Below are 26,687 nucleotides of genomic sequence, written 5' to 3' on the forward strand. Positions count from 1 at the left end.
TGAGCCGGAACTACATCGTGAGTCGCTCGTGGTGGGTGCGACCTCTTGATACCCCGATGCGGCGCAGCGTGCGCTGGGTGGCCAGCACGGCCGGGTTGGGCCCCACGACGAAGAACGCCCCACGCGCGACCTCCTCCTCGGACAGGGCATGGGCCAGATCGTCTCGGGTGAACCGCCCGGTCCGGACAGTGACGGTGAGGCGACCGCCGCTGAGGTTTTCGTACTCCTTCAGAAGGGTGCCGTAGTAGGCGTCCTCGGGACGGCGGACCGACCAGAGCAGGTGGATGCGCCGATCCCCGCAATGGGCTGAGATCAGACCTACCAGCGGTGCGACACCTGCGCCCATGCCCACGAGCACGAGCGGTGCACCGGCAGGGTGTTGCCGGACAGTCTGGTCGAACTGTCCGAACGGCCCTTCCAGGCGTACTCGTGTTCCGGGCGCGACGCCGCCGGCCTTGCGGGTGTAGTCGCCGGTCTGCCGGATCGTGAACGTCAGGGTGTCGTGACGGTCGTCGGTCGCGGAGAAGGGGTGCCATTCCCGGCCGATGCCCGGGTCCTCGAACCGGAGGAAGTAGAAGTCGCCGGGCCGTGACGTCGTCGACGTACGGTCGAGTGTGACCGCCAGCCTTCGGGTCGCCCGGTTCAGTGCGACGTTGTCCTGCACTCTTCCCGTGAGGTAGCTGTCTGGTGCGATCCACTTCTTCCAGACGTAGATACCGAGCACCGCCACCGTGTAGAGGTCGAAGAGGACCATGAACGCGAAGTGCTGGGCCACCCGGTCGATCAGGTGGACGTGCAGCCAGATCAGGAGGACGGCGGCCAGGTTGAGCCGATGTATCCAGACCGAGATCTGGTGCCGGAAGACAAGTTCGAGCCGGCTCTTCACCTTCAGCAGGAGAGGCGACCTGTCGGTCAGCCATCCGCTCATGAACAGGAGCGAATAGCACAGCACCGCGAACGCCGCCCAGAACGCCCAGTCACCGAGGTCCCTGGCCCAGGTGCTCGGGGCGAAAGTGTTTTCGCGGTGCAGATATGCCGGGATGAGGGCGAGGATGCCGAGCACACCGTGCAGCGCGTAGATGTGCCGCAGCCCTACGGCCCGGTCCAGCCAGGACGGGCGCACACTGAGCAGGATCGCCAGCAGCCACCAGCAGTACGCGACCAGCCCCAGGGATATGTAGAGCCGCATGCTCGTCACGTCCGTGAGCTGGGCGTTCAGCGTGAGCACGAGGGGCAGCGGGAACACCGCGGCAAGGCCCCACAGCAGTAGCGTCCTGGCCATCAGAACCCCAGTCCTTCCAGCCAGGAGTTGACCTGGGTCCGGGTGCCGTCAGGATCGCGGTAGACCTGCTGGCCCTGCCGGGCGTAGCCGTCCAGGACGTCTGCCTGGGGGTAGTAGCGCTCGAGGATTTCAAGTGAGTTGCCGAACTGCGAGCCTTCGTGGGTGACGAAGGGGACGATCCTGGCGCCGTTCAGATCGTGATCCCGCATGAAGGTCTGCATCGCCATCGGCTGTTCGCCCCACCAGACCGGGAAGCCGAGGAAGACTGTGCCGTATTGGTCGGTGTCGGGTGTGCCGGGCTTGATGGGACGGTAGAGGCGCTCACTCGCCTCGCGTTGCGCCATCCTGTCGGTCTCGTCGTAGTCGGCCGGGTACGGCTCGGCCGGGACGACCTCGTATCTGTCGCCGCCGACCCGGTCGTGGATGAATCCGGCGACCTGGGCGGTGTTGCCGACTTCGAGGTTGAGGTCGGGGAAGTTCCTGCCGGTCTTGGAGTAGAAGACGACCAGGGTCTTGTTTCCCCGCCTTGGTGGTGTGCCCCCGGCGTTGACGGGAGAGATGCCCGGCCAGCCGGGGCCGGACGCGTTCTGCCAGTTCACGGCCAGGAGCCCCGCTGCGGCAGCGGAGCCGGCGGTGATCAGGCCCAGCAGTTTGCGGCGGCTGACGCCGTGCGGATTCATGGCCGACCCCCTCGACGACACCGACGTACTGGGTCCCATGGGGTGGGGCCGTCGATCACCTCAACGCCGCGGTTGGGCCAGAGGTTCGAGCCGCAGACGCAGGCGACGGTGGCCGGCGCGATGGGACGAGCTTCGCGGCACCAACGGTTCTGCGCCTCCGCGATGTTCAGCATGGGTGGATTTCTCCGTGTGGGTCGAGGGGATCGGAGCGACAGGCGGGCCGCCGCCGCGCCCGACGAGGCGGGTACGCGACGGCAGCCCTCGAGGAAGTCCGACAGCCGGACGGGGGACCGCTGCCGGACGAGCATGGAGCGCCCCGGGCGACCGGGCCGCTCCTCAGTGGCCCGGGGCGCTCCGGTTCAGAGCAACGCCTCGGCGGTGATGGGCAGTTCGCGGATTCGTCGGCCGGTGGCGTTGAAGACGGCGTTGGCGATGGCGGACGCTACCCCGACCTGGACGATCTCTCCGACTCCCTTGACGCCGAGCGGGTCGGCCTGCATGTCCTCGCCCTCCAGGTAGATCGCTTTGATCTCGGGGATGTCGGCGTTGACCGGGAGCAGGTAGCCGGCAAGGTCGGCGTTGACGATCCGGCCGTCACGGTGGTCGGTGACCGTGTGCTCAAGGAGCGCCTGGCCGATGCCGCCGACCATGCCGCCCAGGGCCTGGCTGTCGGCGAGCTTGGGGCTGACGATGCGGCCGCAGTCGTACACGCCGAGCATCCGCCGCACCCGCACCAGGCCCAGCGCCGCGTCCACACCGACCTCGGTGAAGACCGCGCCGTAGGAGTAGTAAGAGTGCCGCTCGGGATCCTGTGGCCCGGACCACGAGCCGTCGGCTTCGAGGTGGGTGAGGTTGTTGCGGATCAACAGCCGCTGGTAGGTCTCGCCACGGGCCGGGTTGCCCTCCATGTGCAGGCGCCCGCTGCGCACGACGATGTCCTCGGCCTCGGCGCCGTACAGGGGTGATGCCTCGTCCTCGACGGCCAGTTCGATCGCTTGTCGGCGGATCTTGTTGCAGGCGTCGAGGTTGGCGGAGCCGACGCACATCATGGTCATGGAGCCGCCGTGCGGCGGGGTCTGCGGATACAGGGAGTCGCCGAGCCGGAAGGTCACCGCGCGCATGGTCAGCCCGAGGGCGTCGGCGGCAACCTGGGTCTGGGAGGTGTAGGTGCCCGGGCCCATGTCGCTGGCGGCGGCCTCGACCACCGCCGTGCCGTCCGCGTTCAGGCGGGCCCGTGCGTGCGCCTCCATGTTGTTGGGGTCGTACACGGCCGCGGCCATGCCCAGACCGATCAGCCAGTCGCCGTCACGCCTCGCGCGGGGTTTCGGGTTGTGCCGGTGCCAGCCGAACTCCCGGGCGCCGACGGTGTAGCACTCGCGCAGCCGGCGGGTGGACCAGGGCAGGTTGTTCGACTCGTCCTCGGCCGGTTCGTTGCGCAGGCGCAGTTCGATCGGGTCGATGCGGAGGCGGTGCGCGAGTTCGTCCATGGCCGACTCGATGGCGAAGGAGGCGTTCGCAAAGCCCGGACCGCGCATCCAGATCGGGCTGTTCACATCCAGGGGCACCTTGCGGTACGCCTGGCTGACGTTCGGTGTGCTGTAGAACATCTGCCCGGCGAGCATGATGGCCTCTTCGAACGTCTCGTACGACGAGGTCTCCGCGTCTATCTCGTGGACCGTGGCCTTCAGACGGCCCCGCCGGTCGCTGCCCAGGCTCAGCCGGTACTCGTAGGAGGGCCTGAAGCCGGTGCCGAAGTACATCTGTTTGCGGGTCAGGACCACCTTGACCGGACGTTTCATCTCGCGGGCGGCCAGCGCGGCGACGACCGTGTGCGGCCAGCAGCGCAGTCCGCTGCCGAAGGCGCCACCGACGAAGGGGTTGATGACCCGCACGGAGTCCAGCGGCACATCTAACACCGTGGAGAGTTCCGTCTGGGTGCCCACCACCCACTGGGTCTTGTCCCATACGGTGAGCTTGTTCCCGTCCCAGCGGGCGATGGTGGCGTGCGTCTCCATCGGGTTGTGGTGATTGCGCGCCATCCGGTACGTCAGGTCCATCCGTACCACCGCCTCGCGCAGGCCGGCCTCGGCGTCACCGCGCGCGTACTCGGTCGGCTCGCCCGCCTTGGCCTCGGTCAGGTCGGTCGAGGGCTGCTCGGCTGCATAGCGGACCTTCACCAGGCTCGCGCCGTGCTGCGCGGCCTCCAGCGTGGTGGCCACCACGACCGCGACCGGCTGGCCATGGAAGAGGACCTTGTCGTCCTGGAAGACCCGCAGCCGGCGGCCGGGAAGGTTGTTCGAACCGGGATTGTCGCGGTACGGCAGCTTCGGCGCGTTGCCGTGGTGGATCACGCTCAGCACGCCCGGATGGGCTTCGGCATCACGCGTGTCGACGCCGGTGATACGGCCGCGTCCGATGCTCGCGTCGACGATGACCGCGTGCACCACCCCGTCGACGTCGAACTCGGCGGCGTACCGCGCCTTGCCGGTGACCTTCAGCCGCCCGTCCACACGGGACAGCGGCGCACCCACGGCTGCCTGCGGCTGAGGGCTCACTTGGTACCTCCTACAACACGCAGCTGACGTTCGACGGTCCGTTTCAGGAGCTCGACCTTGAACCGGTTGTGCTGAAGGGGGCGGGCTCCGTCGACCGCGTGGCGGGCGGCTTCGGCCCACAGACGCTCCGAAGGGCGTTCGCCGATCAGGGCCCGCTCGACGGCCGGCAGCTTCCACGGCACCGTCGCCACACCGCCGGCGGCCACCTTGGCCTCGCGAATGACCCTGCCGCGTATGTGCAGGGCGACGGCCGCCGAGGTCAAGGCGAACTCGTAGGACTGCCGGTCACGCACCTTCAGATAGCCGGACCGCAGCGGCCGAGGCAGCGCGGGGACCTCCACCGCCGTAATCAACTCACCTTTTCGGAGAGCCTGTTCGTGGTCGGGGGTGGCGCCGGGGCGCAGCAGGAAGTCGGCGAAGGGGGCTTGGCGTTCTCCGTCCGGGCCCAGCAGGTGCACGGTCGCCTCCAGTGCCGCAAACGCCACGGCCACGTCGGAGGGGTGGGTGGCCACGCACTGGTCCGAGGCGCCGAGGATGGCGTGCGTGCGGTTGTAGCCGTGCAGGGCGGCGCAGCCGGAGCCGGGATCGCGCTTGTTGCAGTCGGCGGTGACGTCGCGGAAGTAGGTGCAGCGGGTGCGCTGCATGATGTTGCCGCCGATGGTCGCCATGTTCCGCAGCTGGGCCGACGCGCTCAGCTCCAGCGCCTCGGAGACGACGGGGAAGAGAGAGCGCACTTTGGGGTGGGCGGCGCTCTCGGCCATGCTCACCAGGGCGCCGATGCGCAAGCCTCCGCGCTCGGTGACGCTGACCTCGCGCAGTGGCAGGTCGCTGATGTCGACCAGGGTTTCGGGCCGCTCGACGGTCTCGCGCATCAGGTCGACGAGGGTGGTGCCGCCGGCGATGTAACGGCCGCCCGCACGACCGGCATTGAGAGCCTCACGGGTGTTGGCGGCCTTCGTGAAGGAGAAGGGATGCATGTCAGCGGCTCCTTACTTCCGGCCGGCGGTCTGCTGGACCGCGCGCACGATTTTCACGTAGCAGCCGCAGCGGCAGATGTTGCCGCTCATCCACTCCCGGATCTCCTCCGGGGAACCGGTGTGGCCCTCCTTGATGCAGCCCACCCCGGACATGATCTGGCCGGGCGTGCAGTAGCCGCACTGGAAGGCGTCCTCGTCGATGAACGCCTGCTGCAGCGGGTGGAGTTCGTCAGCGTCGGCCAGGCCCTCGATCGTGGTGACCTCGGCACCCTCCAGCCGGACGACCAGCGTCAGACAGGAGTTCACCCGACGCCCGTCGACCAAAACCGTGCACGCCCCACAAGCTCCGGCGTTGCACCCCTTCTTCGAGCCGGTCAGGCCGAACTGTTCGCGCAGCAGATCCAGCAGCGACGTGCGGTTGTCCACGGTCACGGTCCGCCGGGTGCCGTTGACCGTAAGGGGGACGCGACTCTCAGGTGGGGCCTCGGCGGCGGCCACCTCGTCGTCGCCGAGCAGAGTGCCTCCGATCACACCGCCCGCAACGACGGCACCACCGACCGCGGTGGTGGTGGCGATGAAGGTACGCCGGGTGGGGGCCGAGGAGGGCTCGTCGACTCCGGTGGGGGGAGGAACGGAGGACTGAGGGAGTTCAGTGGACATACGTACGCCTTCACATCACGGACGGATCAGCCGCGCACAGGGCGCCGCGGCAGCTCAAGCGGGAAGTCGTGCAGTACGGGATACGGGACGTGACCGAGCTGCGGTGCTTCAGGAAACCGGCTCAGCCGCGCATGAAGAAGGTCGTGTCTATAGGGGGCACAAACTCAACCCCCCTCCTGAGCAGGCTCACGACTACCGTCTGGGGCCATGAACCCCTGGCCCTCGGCGGCCAAGCCGTCATCCACTCGGAGATGGCACGCGTACTGGCGTACCGGGTACGACGCGGCCGACCTTGCGGGTGAAGTCGCGGTGCCACTCGTGCCCAATGCCGGCGGCTTCGAAGCGGAGGAAGTAGTAGTCCCCCGGGCGTCCGGCCGTCGCTGGCCGGTCGAGCGCCACGGACAGCCGACAAGTCACCTCGTTCAGGACGGTGTTGTCATACACGTGACCCGTGAGGTAGCTGTCCGGTGCGACCCACTACTTCCGTCGCGTGGAGCGCCGCCTCGGGGAGCACTCAATGCCCGGCTCACTTCATGGCAGCTCGTTCTCTCACGGCCGGCCGGTGGATCGGGCCGCTGGTCACCGACAGAGGCAGCCCGGTGCCCCGATTGGTGTGGGCGATGATCTCCGCTGTGATGGACACGGCGGTCTCCTGCGGGGTGCGGGCGCCCAGGTCGAGGCCGATGGGGGATCGCAGCCGGGCCAGTTGGTCCTCGGCCAGGCCGGCCTGCCTCAGCAGGTGCAGGCGCTCGTGGTGGGTGCGCCGCGAGCCCATCGCGCCGATGTAGGCGGCAGAAGTGCCGAGCGCCAGGCGCAGCAGAGGGATGTCGAACCTGGCGTCGTGGGTGAGGACGCAGATGGCGGTGCGTTCGTCCACCTCGGTGTGTTCCAGATAGCGGTGAGGCCAGTCGGTCACGACCTCGTCCGCGTGCGGGAAGCGGGCCGTGGTGGCGAAGACGGGGCGGGCGTCGCACACGGTGACCCGGTAGCCGAGGAAGGCCCCGGCCTCGCTGAGGCCGGCGGCGAAGTCGACGGCTCCGAAGATCAGCATGCGCGGGCGGGTGGCGTGGACGTGTACCAGCACGGACAGCGGTTCGAGGCAGGCCTCTCCTCCGCCGCCGGCCTCCGCGCGTCCGGTGCGCCCCGTTCGCATCAGGCCACGGGCCTGGTCCGCTACCGCGCGGTATACCGTTCCGCCGTCCATGGTCCCGTGGGCGACGTGGTCATTGCCGAAGATGCTCACAGTCGCGCCGAGTAGGTGGTCAGGGCCGTCCACGATCTGAGCCACGGCGGCCGGTCGGCCCTCGGTGACCTCGGCGAGGGCGGCGGTCAGGTGGGGCTGCTGTGTGGGGTCGATCCGCTGGACGAGGACGTCGAGTTCGCCGCCGCAGGTCAGGCCGACGGCGAAGGCGTCGTCGTCGGAGTAGCCGAACCAGGCGCGTTGTGGGGCGCCCCGGTCGTGGAGTACCTGTTGGCACAGCTCGTACACCGCGCCTTCGACGCAGCCGCCGGAGATGCTGCCGACCGCGTTGCCTTCTTCGTCGACCGCGACCGACGTGCCGATGGGCAGGGGTGCGCTGCCGGTGACGTCGACGACGGTGGCCAGGGCGAAGGGGCGGGCTGTGCGGCACCAGCGGTGCAGTACGTCTGCGATGTTGAGCATGGACTGCCTCCGGCGTGTGCTTCTTCGTGTGGTGGGGCGGGCCGCCGCCGCACCCTCCGGGGAGTGGGAAGCGGCGGCGGCCCTGGATGGCCCGGCAGCCGGACGGGGGGGCGGCGGCCAGGCCGGCCTGGACGGTCCTTGACGGCTCCGGGGTCAGAGCAACACGTCGGCGCGCGATGGGGGTGACAGAGCGGCTGAGGAGACGAGTTCCTCGGCCAGCGCTGTCTGCTGCGATGGTGTGGAGGGGCGGACAAGGGCGCGAAATGCGGGTCAGAAGGTGAGGATCACCTTGGTGGCGCGCCGCTCGTCCATCGCCTTGTAGCCCTCGGGGGCCTGCTCCAGCGGCAGGGTGAGGTCGAAGACCTTCCCGGGGTCGATCTTGCGGTCCCAGATGAGCTGGATCAGGTCCGGCAGGAAGCGGCGCACGGGGGCCGGGCCGCCGAGGGTGTGGATCCCGGCGAAGAACAGCTCGATGCCGGGGATCTTTACGTCGTAGTTGACGCCCACATAGCCCAGGTGCCCACCACCGCGCGTGGCTCCGACGGCCTGCATGAAGGACTCCTGCGTGCCGACCGCCTCGACCACCGAGTGCGCTCCGAGGCCGCCCGTGAGTTCCTTGATCTTCGCGATGCCCTCGTCGCCGCGTTCTTCGACGATGTCGGTGGCGCCGTAGTAGCGGGCCAGCTTCTGCCGCTCGGGGTGGCGCGACATCGCGATGATGCGTTCCGCACCGAGCTGCTTGGCGGCGAGGACGGCCATCAGGCCGACCGCGCCGTCGCCGACGACCGCGACGGTCTTGCCGGGCCCGGCCTCGGCAGCGACGGCGGCGTACCAGCCGGTGCCGAGCACGTCGGAGGCGGCCAGCAGGGCGGGGATCAGCTCGGGATCGGGCTGTCCCGGAGTGGCGACGAGAGTGCCGTCGGCGTGCGGGATGCGGGCCTTCTCGGCCTGGGTGCCGATCGTCTGCGCGACGAACTCGGCGTGCACGCACTTGGACTGGAAGCCGGCCTGGCAGATCTCGCAGGTGTTGTCGGAGATGACGAACGACCCGACGACGAAGTCGCCGACCTTGACGTTCTTGACCTCTGAGCCGACCTCCTCGACGACGCCGACGTACTCGTGCCCCATGACCTGGTGATCGGCGGGCTCGATGCCGCGATACGGCCACAGGTCCGAGCCGCAGATACAGGTCGCGGTCAGCTTCACGATGGCGTCGGTCGGCTCGACGATCTTCGGATCGTCGCGCTCCTCCACCCGGACGTCGCCGGCCGTGTACATCACTACTCCACGCATGGTGGTACTCCTTGCTCTGTTGTGCTGGCGCCTACGGCGCCGGTTCGTGTTGCGGAAGGCACGGCAGTGCCGCGACCTGCTGGGTTGATGGGACTCATGTCGCCAAGCGACGGCGCTGGATGAGTGCGATGGCGATCGTGGGGATGAGGGTCAGTGCGGCGATGACGGTGCCGATGACGGCGGGGCCCGTGGCGCCCAAGGAGGATTCGAGGGCGAGTCCGGCGATCCAGGAACCGATGGCGGTGCCGAGGTTGAACGCCGACACGGTCAGTGCTGACCCCAAAGTGGGCGCCTTGCCTGCGAAGCGCACGCCCAGGGAGATGAGGACCGGGTTCGCGCCCAGCCCGAACAGTCCCAGCAGGGCGATCAGGATGACCGTGGGCGCAGCGTGGGTGGACAGCAGGCAGATCGTCAGCAGCAGGACTGTGGTCACCGCGGGGGCCAGGATCGTCGTCGCGTGCGGACGGCGGTCCCCCAGTCGGCCTCCCACCAGGAAACCTGCCAGGGCGCCCACACCGAAGCCGACCAGCACCAGCGGCACGAGGCCGGCGGCCAGACCGGCCCGGTCGGTCAGCAGCGGTGAGATGTAGGTGTACGTCGACAGCACGCCGCCGGTGGTGGTCGTGCAGGCCGCCAGCGCCAGCCACAGACGCCCCGAACGCAGAGCCGCCAGCTCGGAGCGCACGGAGATCGTCTGGCCGCCGTCGGTGTCGTGCGGAACCTGGCGGGCGATGAGTGCCATGGCGGCCGCTCCGAAGACGGCCAGGGCCCAGAACGGTCCCCGCCAGCCCATGAGCTGTCCGGCGAAGGCTCCCAGCGGCACGCCGACGACGTTGGCGAGCATCGCGCCGGCCCCCACGACGCCCAGCGCGCGGGAACTCGCGGCGGGGCCGGCGGCGCGGGTGGCCACCACGTTGGCCACCGCCCAGAACGCCCCTGTTGCCAGCGCCGTCAGGAACCGTGCGGCCAGCAGCAGCGTGAAGCTGGAGCCGAGCGCGACGATGACGTGTCCGGCCGCGAAGACGCCCAGTGCGAGGATCAGCGTTAGTCGCTGGGGCAGCCGCAGGGTCAGCATCGCCATCAGCGGCGCGCCGACGATCATCCCGATGGCGAAGACCGTGATCAGCAGCCCGGCCCGGGCCACACTGACCTGCACATCGCCCGCAATCTCCGGCAGCAGTCCCGCCACCACGAACTCGGTCGTGCCCATCAGGAACGTGCCCAGGGCCAGCACGTACACGACGAGCGGAAGCCGGGCAGGCGGACGCCCGCGGTTACCGGCGCTTACATCGGCGGGGGCGTGGAGGGCTCCTCCTCGCGTGGTCATGCATCATCTCCGCAGCGATCGAGATCGGGGTGCGCATCCCACGAAACCGCTCCTGCCGCCCGCGCGGGAGGCTGCGTTTATAGGGGGTACAAGCTCAACCCCCCTGCCCGGGGTTACGGGCCGTAGCGTGGAAAGCATGGAACCCCGCCCCGACAACCGCGCCGACATCCGTGACTTCCTCGCCCGCCGGCGCGCCCAGCTCACGCCCGAACAGGTCGGCCTGCCCACCAGCGGTCGGCGCCGCGTACCGGGGCTGCGCCGCGAAGAGGTCGCCGTCCTCGCCGGGGTGAGCACCGAGTGGTACACACGGCTGGAGAAGGGCCACATCAGCGGCGTGTCCGAGGATGTCCTCGACGCGGTGGCTCGCACCCTGCAGCTGAGCGAGGACGAACGCATCTACCTGTTCGACCTCGCCAAAGCCGCCCACCCCAGCCCGGCAACGCGGCGCCGCCGCAAAGCCGTCGACGTCCCGCCCCACGTCCAGTGGCTCCTCGACTCCATGACGCTGTCCGCAGCATTCGTCACCAACGCCCGCCTGGACATCGTGGCGACCAACGCACTCGCCCGCGCCCTGTTCGCGCCGATGTTCGACAGCCGCACCACCGGCGAGCGCCGTCGCCCCAACTTCGCCCGGTACTACTTCCTCGACGACGCCGCCCACGACTTCGTCGACGACTGGGACCGCGCCGCCCACACCACCGTCGCCCTGCTGCGCGCCGAAGCCGGCCGCTACCCGCACGACAAGGCACTGCGCGAACTCGTCGGCGAACTGTCCACCATCAGCACCGAATTCCGCACCCGGTGGGCCGCCCACAACGTGCGCATCCACCACGGCGGCGTCAAACGCTTCCACCACCCCGACGCCGGCCCCCTGGAACTCACCTACCAGCCACTGGACCTGCCCATCTCCGCCCGCGAGGCGCACTCTCTGACTATCTACACCGCCCAGCCGGGCACCCCCGACGAAGAACGACTCAGACTCCTCGCCAGTTGGACGGCCACCCCCCGGCCTGCCGACTCGCTGCGCCGGCGGTCGTGAGCCTGGCGAACTGGACCGCTGCGGTGCAGGAGTTCGAGATGATGACGCCCGCGGGCCGGCGAGATGGGCGGTCGCGGGTCGGCCGGCAGCAGGCCTGACTGCATGGCGGCGGGCAGACGGCGAAAAGCCTGGGCTCGCTGAACCTGGCGATCAACTCGAAATCCGCAGCGCAGAGGGCGCAGGTGCGGCACTCGACTGGCAGCCCAGTGAGCAGAAACCCCGTCGCGCGTCGGTGCCGGTGAAGGTCATGGAGCTCTTCCAGCGTGCCATCCGCACCGGGAAAGCACTCAGGAGACAGCTGCACAATCGGCACTGCACACACCCACCCACGCTCCTGCGGCGAAAGCTCATCAGGCTGAGGAGGAAGGACCTGACCGTGCGCGTCGCCCCGTACGACGATGGTGCACGCTATGCCCGAATGGGCCCCTGACCTGCTGCGGCGCCGGGTGAATGCTGCCCACCTGGACCGGCGGATACATGGGCAGGGCAGCACCCCGCTGCTTCCGAGTCGTGTGTGCACAGCGCTGTGCTCACCGGCCGCGCGGCCGGTCAGCGTGCAGTGAGGCCGGTGAGCAGGAGGGCGAGCCATCGGGCGCGGGCGGTGGGCGGCTGGTCGGCGGGGAGGGTGGAGAGCATCAGGTACAGGTCGTCGAGGGTGAAGTCGGCACGCAGGGCGCCCTGAGCCTGTGCGCTGCGGACGAGTGGACCGAGGGCCTGGGTGACGCGGGTTTCCACGGCCTGCATGGCGGGGTGGGTGGTGTGGTCGGCGCTGAGCGCGTCGGCGGCTGCCTTGACGGCGCGATTGTGGGCGACGGTGTCCATGACGCGGTTGAGGAAGCCGGTGAGCTCCGCCATGGCGGGCGCACCCTGGACCTCGCGTTGCAGGCACTCCTCGGCGTCGTCGGCGAGCGTTTCGAACGAGGCGGCGACCACGGATGCGACCAGGTCGTTCTTGTTCGGGAAGTGCTTGTACAGGGTGCCCACCGCGACGCCCGCGGCAGCGGCGATCTGCTCCATCGAGACCTCGGGCCCGTGCTCGGTGATCTGCTCATGCGCCGCCGTCATGATCCGGGTGCGGTTGCGCGCCGCGTCGGCGCGCAGCGGTCGAGGTGAGGTCATGAGGGCGGCCCTCCGGCATCATTTGACGAAAGATGAATGATGCTTCACCATACAACATGAAGCATCATTCACCTTATGGAGGTTGATCATCATGGCCAGCACGACCGACCGATGGACCGAACAGAACGTCCCCGCCCAGGACGGCAGGGTCGCCGTCGTCACCGGCGCCAACAGCGGCCTCGGACTGCAGACCGCACGGGCCCTGGCCGAACACGGCGCACACGTCGTCCTTGCCGTGCGCAACCCCGACAAGGGCCGCCAGGCCCTCGCCCGCATCAGGGAGAGCGCCCCGGGCGCCAAGCTAAGCCTCCAGCGCCTGGACCTCGCCTCCCTCAAGTCGGTACGCGCGGCCGCCGATGAGCTGCACGCGGCACACCCGAAGATCGACCTGCTCATCAACAACGCGGGCGTGATGTATACGCCCCGGCAGAAGACCGAGGACGGGTTCGACATGCAGTTCGGGGTCAACCACCTCGGGCACTTCGCGCTCACCGGCCTGCTGCTGGACCTGATGCTGCCCGTGCCCGGCTCCCGGGTGGTCACCGTCAGCAGCGTCGGCCACCGCATCCGGGCCGGCATCCACTTCGACGACCTGCAGTTCGACCGCTCCTACAACCGGGTTGTCGCCTACGGGCAGGCCAAGCTGGCCAACCTGATGTTCACCTACGAACTCCAGCGCCGCCTCGCCCCGCACCACACCACCATCGCCGCCGCCGCGCATCCCGGCACGGCGGCCACCGACCTCCCGCAGAACATGAGCGGCCTGGCGCGCAAGGGGGTCGACCTGTTCGAGCCTCTGCTGGCCCAGTCGGCCGCCATGGGAGCGCTGCCCACCCTGAGGGCGGCCACCGATCCCGCCGTCACCGGCGGCCAGTACTACGGCCCCAACGGCTTGGGCGGAACCCGCGGATACCCCAAGGTGGTCGCCTCCAGCAAGAAGTCCCACGACACAGCCGTCCAGCAGCGCCTGTGGGCCGTGTCCGAGCAGCTCACCGACGTCAGGTTCCCCGTCTGAGGCCGCGATCCGGCCGACCAAGCCGTACGAGAGAACAGGAACACTGTGCGCGTCATCATCTTTGGGGCCACCGGCGCGGTGGGCCAGGGGGCTCTGGAAGCCTGCCTGCGCGACGAGGAGGTCACCGACGTCCTCGTCGTCGGCCGCACCCCCACCGGCCGCACCCACCCCAAGCTCCATGAGCTCCGCCACGAGGACTTCACCGACTTCACCGCCGTTCAAGACCGGCTGACCGGCTACGACGCCTGCTTCTACTGCCTGGGGACCTCGGCCATCGGCATGAGCGAGGCCGACTACCGGGTCGTCTCCCACGAGTTCCCGCTCGCCGCCGCCCGCGCCCTGCTGGCCGTCAGTCCCGGCCTCGCCTTCGCTTACGTCTCCGGCGTCGGCACCGACAGCACCGGCAAGAGCCGCATGATGTGGGCGCGTGTGAAGGGCGAGACGGAGAATGCCCTGCTGGAGCTGTCACCGCGGGCCCACATGTTCCGCCCTGCGTTCGTCCTGCCCCTGCCGGGTACCAAGGCGAAGGCCAGGTTCCACGTCCTGGCGTACCGGGTCCTCAGTCCGCTGTACCCGGTGCTGCGGCGCATCGCACCGCGCTACGTCACCACCAGTGTGCAGCTGGGCCAGGCCATGATCCAGACGGCCCGTAGCGGCGGGAGGCACCGCGTCCTGACCCCGGCCGACATCAACGAAGCAGCCTCAGCAGCAACGCCGTGACCGCCAAGGACACGCGCGCCGCGACTACTGGCAGCGGGTGCGGGGTCGGTGACCGGTTCGGCCCGAGTCGTCTGCGGAGGTCCCGCTCGCTCATGGCCGACCGCCGGCCGTCCATCGGACGCCTCGTACCGCCGCCGGCGATGCACTCGCCGACGGTGCGGCGAGCGTCCCGGCCAGGACCAGTCCATCTCAAGGCACTCCGAGCGCTCATCGATGCGGCGGGCGCCTGGTGGCCACCGCGTCCACCGGCTACTCGCTGCTGAGGAAGGGCACTCAGCGTGGCCTTGGGTCTCGCCTTCCTGCTCGGGGAGGGCACCGGACACCGGCTGCACCTCCCACCCCGTGCTGCTGCTCTTCCTGCCGGTGCTGTCGTGCTGCGAGCGCCTGACCGCATCGCCGCGGGAGATTCGCCGGGCCTTCGCGGCATCGTCCTGCTCAGAACCACCCCTAACCATCTCCGCGTTCGCGCACACGCTGGGCCCCGAGGGCTGCTCTCTGACCAAGGGCGTGTTACTTGATGCGGATCTCCGCCAACTGCAGGCGGTACTTGCTGGTCTCGTCGGAGGCGGGTCTGCCGAGCCTGGTTGCGCGCAGCCGCAGGTAGCGCCCGTTGGCGGAGGTGAGGGGGTAGGTCTGGGCGGCTCCGTTGGGGTTCGGCTCACCGGTGACGGTGCGGGCCGTGGTGTACGTGGTGCCGCCGTCGGTGCGGGTCTGGAAGGTGAAGTCGACGGGGAAGCCCGCCGAGCCGCCGCCGGCCCCGCTGGCGTCGGTGCGCGGGTGAAGGGTGACAGAGCCGATGGCCCGGTCGGCGCCGAGGTCGATCTCGATCCACACGGGGGTGTCATTGACGTCGGCGGAGGCGAAGTCGATGCTGGTGAAGCCCTTGGTACCGGTCACGCTGGTGGTGGTGCCGTCCAGTACCCGGGTCTTCCCCCAGTCACCGTTCTCCAGCGTGTAGTTGGCGGTGACGGTGGTCCCGGCGGTGGGGATGGTGAGCTCGGCCAACTGGAGACGGTACTTGGTGGTCTCATCGGAGGCGGGCGTACCCAGGCGCGTGGCCTGCAGGCGGACGTAGCGGGCGGTGCCGGTTCTGAAACCGTATGTCTGCACCAACCCGTCGGGGTTCGCCTGTCCGGTGACGGTGCGGACGGTGGTGTAGGTGCCGGATCCGTCGGGCCGGGTCTGGATGGTGAAGTCGACGGGGAAGCCCGCCGAGCCGCCACCGCCGGCGGCGGGAGTGTCGGTGCGGGGGAAGAGGCGTACGGCGTCGAGGTCGGTGTCGGCGCCGAGATCGACCTCCACCCAGACAGGGCTGGCACTGACGTCGGCGGAGGCGAAGTCGTTACTGGTGTAGCCCTTGGCGCCGGTCACGCTGGTAAGCGTGCCGTCGGTCAGGCGGCTGCGGCCCCAGTTGCTGTTCTCCAGGCTGTTGTTGCCGGTGACCGGCCGGCCCAGGGCAAGGTTGTCGAGACGGCCCACGCCGGCCGCCGTGAAGGTCCATGTGCCGGGCTGGACAACCCAGTACACGTACGAGGAGTCCTTGCCGTCGTAGGTCAGTCCGCTGACGCCGCCGGTCGACGAACCGCCGGTGAAGACGGTGGTGTCGTTCGCCTTGATGACCGGCTGGGCTCCGCCGTAGGTGGGCACGCCCACTCGCGCAGCCGTTCCGCTCGGGGAAGTGAGGGTCAGCGTCACCTTTGTTCCGTCGCGGGTGATGCCCAGGCGGATGTCACCCTTGACGCTCGACGTCACGGTGTTGATCTTTGCGAGGGTGCCGGTCTGCGGGATCACCTCGTATGTCTGCCAGCCCGGCTTGGTCGGGCGGACACCGGCGGTGTAGGCGGAGAGCGCGTACAACGGGCCGCCGTTCCAGGCGTGGTTGTCGGTGCCGGCCGCCTTGTCCCACACCTCCCACAGCGTGTAGCAGGCGGGGTCGGCGACCTGGGCGGCGAAGCGGTTGCGTATCCGCTCCTCGGCGACCGTGGCCGCGCCCATCAGATACAGCGCCTCCAGGACGTAGAACTCCATGTACGGGCTGGCGTTGAGATGGGTGCGCAGCACCTCGGTGATCGCCCGGTACCGGGAGGCGGGGGCCAGGCCCGCGACGACGGCGAGGCCATGGGCGCGGTCGTCGGTGTCGCGGGTGTAGCCGGGTGAGCGGTACTCGTTGCGCGCGGAGTTCCACAGGACGCGGTCGAAGTTGGCCCTGATGCTGTCGCGCTGCGCCTTCCATCCGGCGACATCGCCGCTGTTGCCGCTCAGGTCGGCGAGCTTTGCGGCGGTGTCGAGGGCCAGGTAGTACCAGCAGTTGTCCAGGACGCGGGCGTCGATGTCGGAGCCCCAGTCCTCCCAGTCCCAGTCCCCCGCGCGGTGGTTGACCAGGCCGTCGGCGTCCAGGCTCCACAGGTTCAGATACTTCTTCACCGCCGGATAGGCGCCCGTGACGGCGTCCGCGTTGCCGGTGTAGAGGTAATACGTCCAGAACGACCACACCGAGGCGAGCATCTGGACGGGCAGTTCGTTGGTCCAGATGGTCGTGGGGATCGGGGAGTACAGCACCCCGCCGGACTCCTGCCAGGAGGTCAGCTGGGCGATGGCCTTCTTGCCCAGCGCGTGGGAGCGGGTGTCGAAGGTGTAGAAGCCTTCCTTCAGCTGGTTGACCACATCGCCCCACCACTGGGCCCGCTCGCGGGTGGGGCAGTCCATGTAGTTGTCCCGCATGTTGACGTACATGGTGCGGGCGGCCTTGGTCCACAGGGTGTCGAGAAAGGGGTCGCTGCTGCTGAAGGACCCGGCGAAGTCGGTGTCGTAGCCGGACTCGCGGTATTTCAGCTCCAGGATCGTCACGCCCGCCGGGATCGTGTACCGCACGGCCGTCCCGCTCATCCAGGCCAGTGGCTCGAACTCCTGGACGCCGCCGGAGCAGACGTAGGTGGCGCGCATGTTGTACTGCGTTCCGGGCTCGATGCCCACCAGGCCCGCACCGTCGTCGTAGTGGTCGCTCTGGATGCCGATCACCGCCCCGGCCGGGGCGTCCACCTTCAGGTATGGGGTCACTTGGAGGTTGGAGGGCAGGGTGCCCGAGATCGCGGTGGAGCCCCGCCCGGTGCTCGGCAGGGACGCGGCGTTGGTGTAGGACCTCGGACCGGAGTAGCGGAACTGCGGGACCGGCCGCTCGACCAGGGCGTTCCAGGGTGCCGCACCCGTGGCGCCGAAGTCGGTCGGTGCCGTCCAGGCGCTGTCGTCGAACCCGGAGGACTGCCAGCCGGCCATAGCCGTGGCGTTGCGGGCGTCGTAGTAGACGTTCGACTCCGGCAGGCGGAAGTTGACCTGTGTTCCGCTCGTGTTGTTCGAGTAGCCGGGGTGGACGACGTGCTTCCAACCGGTGTCGCTGACGAGCCGGGTCACAGTGGAGCCGGTCGTGATGTCGGCCTGGAACAGCAACCCGCCCTTGCCGCTGCTGTTGTGCGAGAAGCCCTGCTTGCCGAAGTACCACACCAGCAGCGCGACCGTGTTGCCACCGGCCTGCAGGTACGGGGCGAGGTCGATCTCGTCGTAGTAGGTGTCTGTACGGTTGGGGCCACGCTTGAGCCCGCCCTCGAACACCACCAGCGTGCCGTTCACCCACAGCCAGTACTTCGAGTCCGCGGCGATCTGCGTGACCGCCTTCGACGGAGCCGAACCCGACGTGAACGATCTACGAAACGCCACCCACTGGTTCGTCGCACTGGAAGGCGCCCAGATCCACCTCGCCGACCAGGAAACCGCTGCGGACGCCGTCGACACGAGCCCCGGAAGCGCAAGAGAACCAAAAGTGGGCGTGAGAGCCACGGCTATGGCCGAGCGCAGGGCGGACCGGCGCGATACATGGTTCATCGTGGGCTCCTGCTTTCGCTGTGCGGAGTGCAGCGTGAAGGGGGCGGCATCCGGCGTTGAACGGCACCCAAGCGAAATGAATCGATTCAATCGGGTGTTCGTAGGCGAGATACTCGACGCTCGCGCCACGGGGTGTCAACACTCCCGCAACATGGTGTTTGCACCTAGGAAGGGTCATGCCGCCGCGGGGAGCGACAGGGCTCCCCGCGGCGGCATGCGCTTCAGATCTCCGGCTGTCAGAGTTTTCAGCCAGCTGAACGGCACACGACACTACTGGCGGCTCACCGGCGGTGAGTCCGGCGGCCAGTGGTTGGTGAAGGATGCCCCGCACGGCATCCCGGGGAGTGACGTGTGCAGGCCGTCTCGGCGGCTCAAGCGACGGACAGCGGCTGGACCTGGGCTCAGACAGCCGGGCTGATCGTCCCGTGCATCGCGCTCCTCGGCGCCTTCCTGACCTACGCCCTCAGCCAACGCGCCGTGCGAAGGGAACACCGGGCCAGTTCGCCGAAGCCCTGACGGCGGTCGAGGAGTACCTCGAGATGCCCTACCGCATACGGCGCCGGCCGGAGCCCTCGTCCGCCGTACGGCAACAACTCACCGACGAGGTCAGCAGCCTGCTGGCACGAATGGCCTTCCACCAGGCATGGCTCCAGATCGAGGCCGCGACCGTCGCGGGCCCCTACGCAAGCCTCGTGTCTACAGCGCGAGCGGAAGCCGGCGCACAGATGAGCCTCGCCTGGCAGCAGCCACCGATCACACGGGCGTGATCTTGGTGCCAACTATCCATCTTTTGTGCCAACTAAAAAATCCTCGTCACAGCGAGTGTGACCAGGATCGATAGTTGACACAAGGCAACGTTCGTGACCTGCACTGATGCCAAGTAGCTTCAGCGGCTGCAGGCACGGAATCAGAGAGGTAGTTGGCACTTTGGTACAGCGCAGGTCACGGGGATGCCGATAGGGAAAAGACGCTCATGCTGACGTCGCACCGGAGAGGTGACTGAAGAGTACGGAGAGAGCGTCAAAATCCAAGGGCGTTGACGTCAGGATTCCGCCCGGCCACCGAATGTTCGCTGGCACATCAGGAATGAAATCGGATCCCAGTAGGAACTTAATCACCCGTAAGAGTGACTCACTAAAGGATCAGCCAGCCGCCAGCTACCTAATCACCGTACCGTCGGACTTCCACGGTGGACGAGCGAATCGGTCGGGTGCGTCGAGATGAGTAATCCAAGAGCATGAGGGCTGCAAACCACTCATTGTTCTTCGATTTCAAGGTACACGGAAATTCACGACATGGTGACACCGCCCACACGATATGAACTCCCGCGGGGGCTCGTCCCGCTGCCGGGTGAGTCCCTTCCCGGGCTCCTGCTTCGCCTGTCCTATCGCTTGAGACGCACTCCTTATAGAATCGCGGCTCTTTGCGGCCTGCAGAAAGGCTATCGCATCCCAGCCACCCATCTTCTCAAGCTGCCTCACGAATTAACCATACGGGTCAGTGGCTGCCTCCGGCTGACTGCTCAAGAAACCGAATCCTTAACCCTTAGCAGTCTGACTGACGCCTATCTGCCGTTGGCGTCCATGCCGCCAGAAACACGACTTTCAGGTCCGACGTTGGGCGCAAACTGGGCATTCAATCTCTCCACGCGCTTCTGCCCCCAATGCCTGGATGGAGATGGTAGCCCCATCCAGAATGCCTTCGGCGGCCCGTGGATTTTGCGCTGGCACCTACCGACGAATGTCGTTTGCCCAGTACACCATCGTCTATTGGCGAGCAAATGTCCCACATGCAGACAACCGATCAATGGCGTCGTAGATGCGCGTATTGGCCTAATCTGCTCACCAGGAGTCCCAGAGCTGAATCCTCAGCAGTGTCGTAATCTCCTCCCCCCAAACGTGCCCATGTTCCCGGGCGGCAAGGCGCATATTAAACCGTGCGGCGCGCTATTATCCCAGCTGCCTATTACCACAGATGGCGCCATATCATCGGAAGACATCAACTTGCTCATCGCATTACAGCAACAGATGGATCGGAAGCTGGGGGGAAGTGTATTTGAGAAGCAGGACGGAGAGTACCTTCAGGACCTAATCTTATCCACGCTCTTGATCAAGTTTAGCTGGCCCCTCGGTTCGTCGCTGCTATCGTCAACTGCCTTGAAGGACAGCCTCGACGCTTACGCTGCACCTATCTCAGCCCAGGCCGCGGCACAACGCAGCACCTCCAATTTTACAGGCCGTCTCGTTGGACCACGGAATCTCCCTCAGGAAGCGGCGCCATGCGGGGCGTTACTCATGGCCGCGGAGGCACTTCTCGGCGACCGCGATGCAGCATCGCTACAGGAACGGGTTCAGCCGATCGCCCGCATGGCACACGAACGTGCTCCTCAATACCTGCTCAACATAATGAATTCAATGGGCATTTCTCCCGCGATGGCACGTGCCGTATCACGGCGTGTCCATGGTTTTCCAGCGGGTCCATTACCGCGAGCCCTAACCCCCCAAGGCAGCTTCCAGTTACAGAACGTGCCACCTTTTCTTCCCAAGCCGTGGTTCGATGCACACTTCTCCGACTTCATGGATAAAATGCACAGAACCACTCCGCGGACCACTCGCCAGCTGCGGCGCGGCGCCGCACTGCGGCTCGCCGAAATAGCCTCCGGCCAACCTTGGTACCGGTGTACGGAGGCCTTGGGAATTCCCAACAAGGCGGCAAGGGGCACGGTTAATTATCTTGGAGAGCAGTTAGGGCCCCCAAACCTATGGCCAGCATTCGAGGCAAAGGTGTTAGCAATCTCCCATCAGCTCGGACGAGATAAGAATCCGATCAACTATTCAATTCGGCGCCATGCGCTGACTAATTGGCGTATGCCGCTCGATGACTGGATGACCCTGTGCGATCTTCCCTTTCTAAGCCGTTTGCGGAATAAGGAATATCCCACCCCCGGATCAGTATTCGTGTGGAGCGAGGCAACCTCGTCCGAGCATCTACACAGCCCTCTGATCCAGGCGCTAAAACGCATCGGAGAGCCATCAGCCCCGCTGACATCAGAGGCAGGACGATTCTACGAAGATCATCGCCCGACAGGCAGTTGGCCAAGGTTGCGCCAACGGCTTGAGAGCTACGCAGCCACCATCGCACGAGCCTGTGACCTCGGGAACAGCCTTCACGTTGATCTGGGCGATCTACTGAGTCCAGATCAAGAAACAAGCAGGAACAATAGGGACGCTGAGGTCGGCCTCACGCCGATGTAGCTCTCTGGCACCTTTCACACGCTGCCGGCATCCCTGACTCCATAGCCGAACAACTTGCTACTGTACCGAGAGAACAAGCGCACATTCACTCGTTTGCGTGACCCAGGGAAGAGTGACCGGCAATGGCTAGGCCAAGCGCCGTACCGTGATTGCACTCTTGACATGCGGATCAGGAGGCAGAAGCGGTCAGGGGATCCATGAATGAACTCAATTGATTTCGAAGGGAGTTGGTCTTCCAAATCGGCAACGTCCCCGGGTTTCGCGTGGTCGGATGCGTGCGGCCTCGAAGATCTTGCCATTCTGTACACCGGGTTCACCGACTATGAGCAGGCATTGCATCTCGACGAGAAGTGGCCCGTGCGTTGGACCACGATGTGGAAGTTCGGCCGTTCTCGAGCAGCCATTCCGGTGCGTGACCTGGACCAAGTGAGTCTCGGGCGGAGTGTTCCTGTGCGCCGCTTCACGTGGCGTACAGATCAATTTCACCGGCCGGGGCTGGAGTACCTGATGGCGACGGACCGGCACCACGGTTTTGAGAGCCATGAGGAAGAGTGCCTGCTGTTGGTCTCCGACTTCGCCGCCGGTCTCATGGAGGCCCTGTCTCAGCCGTTCCGGCTGCGGTTCTTCGCCGAAGGGAAGGCGATCCAACACACACCAGACTTTCTGCTGGTGACGGAGTCCGGACTCTTCCTGATCGACGTACGTCCTGCCGAGCGGATCAAGCCGGAGGACGCGTTGAAGTTCGCTGCGGCGTCGGCGACTGCGCTGTCGGCGGGCTGGCGTTACGGCGTCGTGGTGGGCTGGCACCAGCATGTGTGGACGAACATCGACGCGCTCTCAGCGGAGCGGCGCCCACTGCCCGATGTGCTGGGGATGCAGGGCCAGTTACGGGAGGCAGCAGCGCAAAAACCCTTGCCTTACGGCGAGTTGGTGGAGCACTGCCGCATCCCTTCGATCGGCCGGGCGCATGCGATCCATCTGCTGTGGCACCACCACCTCGGCGTGGATCTCTCCGTACCGTTGGGAGACGCGAGCCTGGTCCGGCTGGCTCCGCAGCAGCACCAGGAGCTTGGACGGTGAGCACGGCAGTAGAGGCCATGTGGAACCTGGAACCGGGCGCCGAGCTGATCATCAGCGACACCGCGTGGCGGATCCAATCCTGCCTGCCCCACCTCGGCCGGGTGACGCTCGTCGACGATGACGGCGAGACGTGGAAGACCTCGGTGAGTGCACTGATCCATCGTCCGGACTGCCGTCCCTCGACCAGGACCCGTGCGGACCTGCCAGCTTCGGACCGGGGCCGGCAACCCAAGGCGATGGACGACCTAGAGCTAGGGGAACGCACCATCGTGGAGCTCCGGATGGAACACCTGCGGGAGGTCGAAACGGGCTTCCGCAACGGTCATCCACTCGCCGCGCTTCCGCATGAACCACGGCCGCAGTACGACCCGAACACCACGACTCTGACCGAGCGCCGCCTTGCGAAAGTGGACGAGTTACGGAAGGCCGCAGCCGAGGCTCCTGCGCAGGCAAAGGTGAACGGCCTGCACCGTGTGAGCCTGCGGACACTGATTCGCTGGGACACCGCACGGGCGAAGTACGGGCCGGTGGGTGTGGTCGATGACCGGTGGCTACGGGAGGCCACCGGTCACAAGATTTCGCCCGAATTACGTGAGGCCCTGTACGCGGTGTATGCCGAGTCGCAGCGCCGCTCGAAGCTGACCATGAGGGACAAAGAACGTCTCATCCACCAGTACGTGCGCGAGACATTCGGTCCAACGGAAAGCGAGACGCCCGATCCAGTGGGAGGCAAGTCCTCCGACGCTCCGAGCATGAAGATGCCCAGCTACGACACCCTGCGGGCCATCTGGAGGGAGTGGTTCGGCTCCAACGGAGCGCGGCAGCGCTACGCACGCTCGGCGGCGAAGGCCAAGCAGTACGCGACGGGCCGGCACATCGTGGTGCACCGGCCTGGCCAGGTAGTGGCCCTGGACAGCACCGTGTTGCCGGTGAAGGTGCTGGACAACGTGTTCGGTGACCCGGTGTCCGTGCATCTGACGCTGGCCCTGGACGTCTACACACGCTCGATCGTCGCCTTCCGGCTCAGTCTTGTGTCCGACAGCTCGATCGATGTGGCGATGGTGCTGCGGGACATGATGATGCCCCTGCCGATGCGCCCGGACTGGGGCAAGGACGTGGAGTGGGCCTACCCCGGCATTCCCAACACCGTGGTCGCGGAGTTCGCCGGGTACGAGGTCGCCGGACTGCCGTTCTTCCCTCCCGAGACGGTCACCACCGATCACGGCTCCGTCTACCGCAACCACCACCTGGTCGAAGTGCAGCGGATCATCAAGGCGAACATCAAACCCAGCCGCGTTCTTCGCCCCACGGACAAGCACTCCGTGGAGCGGACGTTCGGCGCCATCAGGTCGCTGCTGTTCGCCCTCCTGCTCGGCTACCAGGGCACGGATGTCGCCGACCGGGGCGTGGACCCGGAGGCGGATGCCTGTCTGACCGTGACGGAGATGGAACACCTCATCGCCACCTGGGTTGTCGAGACCTGGCAGAACCGCCGGTTCGGCTCGTACGCCCCAAGCTGGGACCCGCGCGGCGACCACAGCCCCAACAGCCTATTCGCGGCGGCGATGTTCCAGGGCGGCTTCGCCCTGCGTATTCCGCCCGCCGAGCTGTACTACCAGCTCCTGCCGCAGCACAAGGTCATGATCCACGGCAAGCGCGGCGTGAAGATCAAGAACCTCTGGTATGACGCCCCGGCCCTGGATCCCTACCGCGGGGAGCTCTCTCGCCGCGGGGGCCGTAACAAGAACAAGTACGTCATCCACCGCGACCCACGCGATCCGTGTTTCGTGTTCTTCCAGGACCCGCGGACCCACGAGTGGCACACGCTGCGCTGGACGGGCTTGCCCGAGGAGGGCGAGGTGCCCGCCTTCAGCGACGCCCGCGTCCGTGAAGCCATGCGGGAACTACGCAAGCGGGGTCTTGCCCCGAAAGCGGACACCGAGCTCCTCCCGGTGCTTTTGGAGTTGATCGGCGGCAACATCCCGGTCGAGAAGTGGCCGACCCAGCTCGCCAAGAGGCAGCGTACCGAGCACGCACGCGAAGTCGCCCAGGCGTCCGCGGCGGCCGCCGACCGGCCCGGGAACTCGGTCAGGAAGGAGCCGCCGACACAGCCCGCCTCCCTTCCCGCAGCGCGGGCAGGTTCCCCCGACGGCAAGGTCGTACCTCTGCGCCCGAACGATCGCGCCCAGCAAGTACACGATGCGGTGAACAGCGAACGCCAGCGCCGCCGTGAAGCCGCGGTCCCCGACCAACTACCCACGCCCCCCGATCTTTCTGAACGGCTACGCGCCTCAAGTCTGTTGGCGCTGCCGGATGACGACTTCGACGAAGACGACGTAACCATCACGGCCAGCGAGGCCGAGGAAGAAGTCAGCCAATGACCTCGAAGCAGAACCCACTGTCGTTCCTCCCCGGCCCGGCGATCGACCGCACCACCTTCGAAGGCTGGAACCGATGGTGCGAGACCCGCAAAGCCTTCGTCCCCGCGCCGATCCTCACGGCACAGGAGTACAGCCGCCTATCGAAGCGCCAGAAGCGTATCCACGACCTGCATCGCCTCGCGACACACAGCTCCCTGCCTATCCAGGCCACCCCCATGAGCGAACACGTCGCCCACGCGGTGCTCGCCCGCGTCGAGGACGGCGCCTTCAGCCACAAAGCCGGGACCCGCGGCGGCATCATGGTCAACGGCGACGGCGCCCAGGGCAAGACCGAGACGATCTGCGAGGCCCTAGCCTGCTTCCAGGAGGAGTGGCTGGCCCTCAACAACTACGCAAACCCCGACGCCATGCCCGGCACCCGCGACCTGGTCGCCCCCGTCGCCTATGTACGCTGCCCGGTCAAGGCCACTCCCATCTCCACCTGCCAGCGGATCCTCGACTTCTACGGCGAGGACTACAAGGGCATGCGACTGGAAGACCTCGTACGCACCGTCAAGACCGCGGTCGTCGAGCACGCCACGAAGGCACTCGTCATCGACGACATCACCCGCCTCAAGCTCCACCGTGAAGCCGACCAGGACGTTCTCGACCTGATCCGCGAAATGATGAGCATGCCGGTCACACTCATCCTCGTCGGCGTCGGCATCCCCACTTCGGGCCTGCTACGCGAAGGCCGCCGCGATCCCAAGACGCAGGAGTGGATCTACAAGCCGGTCAAGGATATCGGCCGCAGTGCCAACGACCACGCCGCCAGCCAGCACGAACGCCGCTTCCAGGTCGTCGACCTCGGCCCGTTCAGGTACGCCACGCCTGCGGAGATGGAGGCATGGATGGTCCATCTCCGGCGCCTGGAAGGCGAGTTGCGCTTGCTGACCAACACCGCCGGCATGCTCACCCAAGGCGACATGCCCGAGTATCTCTTCACCCGTACCAAGGGTGTGGTCGGCATTTTGGAAAAGCTCGTGCAGCACGGCTGCCGCCGTGCCATGGAGGACAAGAGCGAACACCTGACCAAGGACCTGCTCAACCAGTTCACCGTCACCCCCGACGACATGCCCGACCTCGACGCCGAATCCGGCGAACAGCCCCACATCCCGCCCCACGAGCCGACACAGAAGAAGCAGTCCCCGGGCCGCAACACCGTGTTCGACGATGATGGCCCGGCCGAAAGCAACGCCGGATGACCGACGCCGTCCCCTGGCACGCTGCCTGGAACGACCGTGCTTGTCGCCTCGCCATCGAAGATGGCATTGAACGGCTGACCAAGGACATGCCCAACCAGTTCACCGTCATCCCGGTCGACATGCCTCACCCCGACGCCGCCTCCGGTGAACAGCCGACATCCCGGTCCACAAACTCATTTATAAGGGAAGCAGAAGGGCCACATCACTGTGCACGACGACGATCCGGCCCAGAGGAGTCTTTACCGACTCCTTCTCCGCCCGGCTTATCGAGTGCGCCGATTTCCCACCCGTTTGGCAGAGCCGTGGTACTGGAATCAAAAGCCAACGGCGTCTCGCTGCCGATCGCCTGATCGAGCCGCCCGCTGAGACCGCTGCCGAATTCGCCCACCCGACGCGTCTTTCCGTCCCCCAGGTTCAGAACTTAGGTCTGCGCCGCTACATGCGAATCCATCCGGCTTTGCGAACAACGCGCAGGGGCTCGTTCAGCAAGCTACCTTCACAGTCCAACGGCGACGCATCGCC

20 protein-coding genes are annotated in these 26,687 nt (G+C 67.0%); 10 read left to right on the forward strand and 10 right to left on the reverse strand.

All coding sequences use genetic code 11. The features are described 5' to 3' along the window. Window positions 1–10: 10 nt before the first annotated feature. From BFN33_RS05155 to BFN33_RS05190, 8 genes are all read right to left on the reverse strand, one after another. Window positions 11–1,282 carry a ferric reductase gene (locus BFN33_RS05155; protein ID WP_069758617.1) on the reverse strand — a complete coding sequence of 424 codons (1,272 nt, stop codon included), beginning with the start codon at window positions 1,280–1,282 and terminating at the stop codon, window positions 11–13. Next, window positions 1,282–1,962: a flavodoxin gene (locus tag BFN33_RS05160; RefSeq protein WP_069758618.1), complete on the reverse strand. Its 681-nt coding sequence runs from the start codon at window positions 1,960–1,962 to the stop codon at window positions 1,282–1,284. The genes BFN33_RS05155 and BFN33_RS05160 overlap by 1 nt, the downstream gene beginning before the upstream one ends. Window positions 1,963–2,321: 359 nt before the next feature. Then, the gene (locus BFN33_RS05165; RefSeq protein ID WP_069758619.1) at window positions 2,322–4,517 is read right to left on the reverse strand and encodes a xanthine dehydrogenase family protein molybdopterin-binding subunit; all 2,196 of its coding nucleotides are present in this window, start codon (window positions 4,515–4,517) and stop codon (window positions 2,322–2,324) included. Beyond that, window positions 4,514–5,494, reverse strand: coding sequence for a xanthine dehydrogenase family protein subunit M (locus tag BFN33_RS05170; protein WP_069758620.1), 981 nt, complete (start codon window positions 5,492–5,494; stop codon window positions 4,514–4,516). The genes BFN33_RS05165 and BFN33_RS05170 overlap by 4 nt, the downstream gene beginning before the upstream one ends. A 12-nt stretch (window positions 5,495–5,506) precedes the next feature. After that, window positions 5,507–6,154, reverse strand: a complete 648-nt coding sequence (locus BFN33_RS05175; RefSeq protein WP_069758621.1) for a (2Fe-2S)-binding protein — start codon at window positions 6,152–6,154, stop codon at window positions 5,507–5,509. Window positions 6,155–6,680: 526 nt separating this feature from the next. After that, window positions 6,681–7,817 carry an XdhC family protein gene (locus BFN33_RS05180; RefSeq protein ID WP_069758622.1) on the reverse strand — a complete coding sequence of 379 codons (1,137 nt, stop codon included), beginning with the start codon at window positions 7,815–7,817 and terminating at the stop codon, window positions 6,681–6,683. A gap of 270 nt (window positions 7,818–8,087) precedes the next feature. After that, window positions 8,088–9,110, reverse strand: coding sequence for a zinc-dependent alcohol dehydrogenase family protein (locus tag BFN33_RS05185; protein ID WP_218108950.1), 1,023 nt, complete (start codon window positions 9,108–9,110; stop codon window positions 8,088–8,090). A 94-nt stretch (window positions 9,111–9,204) separates the two neighbouring features. Next, on the reverse strand, window positions 9,205–10,437 hold the full coding sequence (locus BFN33_RS05190; protein WP_079140607.1) for an MFS transporter: 1,233 nt from the start codon (window positions 10,435–10,437) through the stop codon (window positions 9,205–9,207). A gap of 136 nt (window positions 10,438–10,573) precedes the next feature. Here BFN33_RS05190 and BFN33_RS05195 point away from each other — a divergent pair, with 136 nt between their 5' ends. Next, window positions 10,574–11,476, forward strand: a complete 903-nt coding sequence (locus tag BFN33_RS05195) for a helix-turn-helix domain-containing protein (protein WP_069758624.1) — start codon at window positions 10,574–10,576, stop codon at window positions 11,474–11,476. A gap of 549 nt (window positions 11,477–12,025) precedes the next feature. Here BFN33_RS05195 and BFN33_RS05200 read toward each other — a convergent pair. Continuing rightward, window positions 12,026–12,595, reverse strand: a complete 570-nt coding sequence (locus BFN33_RS05200) for a TetR/AcrR family transcriptional regulator (RefSeq protein WP_069758625.1) — start codon at window positions 12,593–12,595, stop codon at window positions 12,026–12,028. A gap of 91 nt (window positions 12,596–12,686) precedes the next feature. Here BFN33_RS05200 and BFN33_RS05205 point away from each other — a divergent pair, with 91 nt between their 5' ends. Continuing rightward, window positions 12,687–13,610, forward strand: coding sequence for an SDR family NAD(P)-dependent oxidoreductase (locus BFN33_RS05205; RefSeq protein WP_069758626.1), 924 nt, complete (start codon window positions 12,687–12,689; stop codon window positions 13,608–13,610). A 45-nt stretch (window positions 13,611–13,655) separates the two neighbouring features. Then, a complete protein-coding gene (locus BFN33_RS05210; RefSeq protein WP_069758627.1) occupies window positions 13,656–14,330 on the forward strand; it encodes an epimerase in 675 nt (224 codons plus the stop codon). Between the two features lie 510 nt (window positions 14,331–14,840). Here BFN33_RS05210 and BFN33_RS05215 read toward each other — a convergent pair. Next, window positions 14,841–18,041, reverse strand: a complete 3,201-nt coding sequence (locus BFN33_RS05215; protein WP_256122633.1) for a discoidin domain-containing protein — start codon at window positions 18,039–18,041, stop codon at window positions 14,841–14,843. Between the two features lie 516 nt (window positions 18,042–18,557). Here BFN33_RS05215 and BFN33_RS54075 point away from each other — a divergent pair. The 7 genes from BFN33_RS54075 (at window position 18,558) to BFN33_RS52595 (ending at window position 26,515) form a co-directional block, all read left to right on the forward strand. Continuing rightward, the gene (locus BFN33_RS54075) at window positions 18,558–18,722 is read left to right on the forward strand and encodes a hypothetical protein (RefSeq protein WP_256122634.1); all 165 of its coding nucleotides are present in this window, start codon (window positions 18,558–18,560) and stop codon (window positions 18,720–18,722) included. 23 nt (window positions 18,723–18,745) lie between these two features. Next, the gene (locus BFN33_RS54080) at window positions 18,746–18,973 is read left to right on the forward strand and encodes a hypothetical protein (protein ID WP_256122635.1); all 228 of its coding nucleotides are present in this window, start codon (window positions 18,746–18,748) and stop codon (window positions 18,971–18,973) included. A gap of 528 nt (window positions 18,974–19,501) precedes the next feature. Beyond that, window positions 19,502–21,460: a TniQ family protein gene (locus BFN33_RS55420; protein ID WP_079140692.1), complete on the forward strand. Its 1,959-nt coding sequence runs from the start codon at window positions 19,502–19,504 to the stop codon at window positions 21,458–21,460. A 201-nt stretch (window positions 21,461–21,661) separates the two neighbouring features. Further along, a complete protein-coding gene (locus tag BFN33_RS05225; RefSeq protein ID WP_079140610.1) occupies window positions 21,662–22,540 on the forward strand; it encodes a TnsA-like heteromeric transposase endonuclease subunit in 879 nt (292 codons plus the stop codon). Between the two features lie 17 nt (window positions 22,541–22,557). Beyond that, window positions 22,558–24,921, forward strand: a complete 2,364-nt coding sequence (locus BFN33_RS05230) for a transposase (RefSeq protein ID WP_069758629.1) — start codon at window positions 22,558–22,560, stop codon at window positions 24,919–24,921. After that, window positions 24,918–26,165: an AAA family ATPase gene (locus BFN33_RS05235; RefSeq protein WP_069758630.1), complete on the forward strand. Its 1,248-nt coding sequence runs from the start codon at window positions 24,918–24,920 to the stop codon at window positions 26,163–26,165. The genes BFN33_RS05230 and BFN33_RS05235 overlap by 4 nt, the downstream gene beginning before the upstream one ends. After that, window positions 26,162–26,515: a hypothetical protein gene (locus BFN33_RS52595; RefSeq protein ID WP_141757943.1), complete on the forward strand. Its 354-nt coding sequence runs from the start codon at window positions 26,162–26,164 to the stop codon at window positions 26,513–26,515. The genes BFN33_RS05235 and BFN33_RS52595 overlap by 4 nt, the downstream gene beginning before the upstream one ends. Window positions 26,516–26,687: the final 172 nt, after the last annotated feature.

The organism is Streptomyces sp. LUP47B, assembly GCF_001746295.1.
Lineage (GTDB): Bacteria > Actinomycetota > Actinomycetes > Streptomycetales > Streptomycetaceae > Streptomyces.